2 protein-coding genes are annotated in these 1,979 nt (G+C 64.9%); both read right to left on the reverse strand.

Translation table 11 applies throughout. The annotated features are described in order from the left end of the window. Positions 1–1,101 (reverse strand): HlyD family type I secretion periplasmic adaptor subunit (locus tag E1J61_RS35515; protein WP_133098470.1); only part of this gene is annotated, 1,101 nt, incomplete at its 3' end. Then, positions 1,094–1,979 (reverse strand): ATP-binding cassette domain-containing protein (locus tag E1J61_RS35520; protein ID WP_133098471.1); only part of this gene is annotated, 886 nt, incomplete at its 5' end. The genes E1J61_RS35515 and E1J61_RS35520, both read right to left, overlap by 8 nt.

A 1,979-nucleotide genomic window follows, 5' to 3' on the forward strand; every position in this document is an offset into this window, starting at 1 on the left:
CTCGATGTAGCCGAAACGCGTGAAGTCGAACGTTTCGACCTTGGTGATGACGCGTTGGCCGGGCTTCACATAGCCGATGTCCTTGTTCTGGACTTGGGCGTCTACCTCCAGGGCAGTGTTTTCCGGCACAACGATCGCCACGGGCTGTGCCTGGGTGACCACGCCGCCAACGGTCGTGACCGCCAGTTGCTGCACGACGCCATCAATGGGCGCCCGCAGGATCTGCAGATCACGGCGCTGGGTAGCCTTGACCAACTCCAGTTCGGCGGTCGCGGCCTTGCGGCTCTCCTCGGCGAGTTCAGCGGAATTGCGGGCGGTGAACTCAGCAACGGCTTGCGCACGCTGCTGATGCGCGGCATTCAGCCCGGCATTGGCCTCGGCCAGCCGGTTGGTCTGCAGGGCCAGTTCCTTCTTGAGATTGATCAGTTCGAGCCGCGTCTCGATCAGGCCCGTCTCGGCGATGTGTCCGGTCTTGACCAGTTCCTCGCGCATGTCGTTCTTCTTCGTGACCAGCGGCAGGCTTTCCCGGATCTGCTCGAGGCTGGCGGCGGCGCCGTCGCGGTCGGCACGTTTGCGCGCGATCTCAGCATCAAGCGCCGCCATCTTGGCGCGGTGCTCGGCCAGGGCGCTGGTGAGCAGCGCCCGCTGCGTGCGGGCGATATCGTCCGGCAGCCCCTCGATGGCCCGCATGGTAGCCTTGCCGTCCAGCAGCGCTGTGAGTCGCTGCACCTCGGCCTCAGCCTCCCAGTGATCGCGCTGCAGGCGATCGCGGTCGGCGGCGGTGGTGGTCGGGTCCAGTTCGATCAGGACATCGCCGGCCTTGACCTTCTGGCCATCGCGCACGTAGATCTGGCGCACGACGCCGGCTTCGAGCGGCTGCACCACCTTGGACTTGCCAGAGGGGATGACCTTGCCTTGCGCCGATACCACGACATCGATCCTGGCGAACACCGCATAGACGAGTGCTACCGCGGCCATGGCACAGATGCTTGTAGCGACGATCTTTGCCATGCGCGCCGGGCGGCGGTTGGTGATGCCCATCGCTGCCGTGGCAAACGTCTCGGCTGGCGATTGCTTTTCTGCGTTACGAAGTTCAGACATGCGTGCCTCCCGGCAGCGGCTGCACAGGCGCCTTATGCTTGACCGTCAGCGTTTCCAGTACGCGCGAGGCCTCGAAGAGGGCGCGATACTTGCCTGCCGGCTGGGCGATCAGTTCGATATGGTGGCCTTGCTCGACCAGTTGACCGTTGTCGAGCACCAGGATGCGGTCAGCCAGGCGCAGCGTCGACAGACGGTGGGCAACGATGAAGACCGTGCGGCCCGCGCAAATCTTCTCCAGGTTGTCGTGAATGACGCGCTCGGACTCGTAATCGAGGCTGGCGGTGGCTTCGTCGAGGAGCAGCAGTCGCGGGTTGGTGACCAGCGCCCGGGCGATGGCGATCCGGGCGCGCTGACCACCGGAGAGCAGACTGCCGCGCTCGGACTCGTAATCGAGGCTGGCGGTGGCTTCGTCGAGGAGCAGCAGTCGCGGGTTGGTGACCAGCGCCCGGGCGATGGCGATCCGGGCGCGCTGACCACCGGAGAGCAGACTGCCGCGCTCGCCAATCACGGTGTCGTAGCCCTGGGGCAGCACATTGACGAAGTCGTGCGCGCCAGCGAGTTCGGCTGCGGCCATCACGTCTTGCAGGGACAACTCCGGATTGGAGATGGCGATGTTGTCCCGTACCGACAGGTTCAGCAACGCGCAATCCTGGGAGACCACACCGATCTGGCGCCGCAGCCAGGTGGCATCGACCGTGGCGAGATCGATCCCATCGATGAAGACCCGTCCGCTCGTGGCGATATACAGGCGTTGCAGCAATCGGATAAGAGTTGTCTTGCCAGCGCCTGAGACGCCAACCACGCCGATGACCTCCCCAGCAGGGACGCTGAAGGACACGTCCGACAGCACCTGGACGCCGTTGGCCTGGTAGGCAAAG

The sequence above is a fragment of the Cupriavidus sp. L7L genome (genome assembly GCF_004353535.1).
GTDB lineage: Bacteria > Pseudomonadota > Gammaproteobacteria > Burkholderiales > Burkholderiaceae > Cupriavidus > Cupriavidus oxalaticus_A.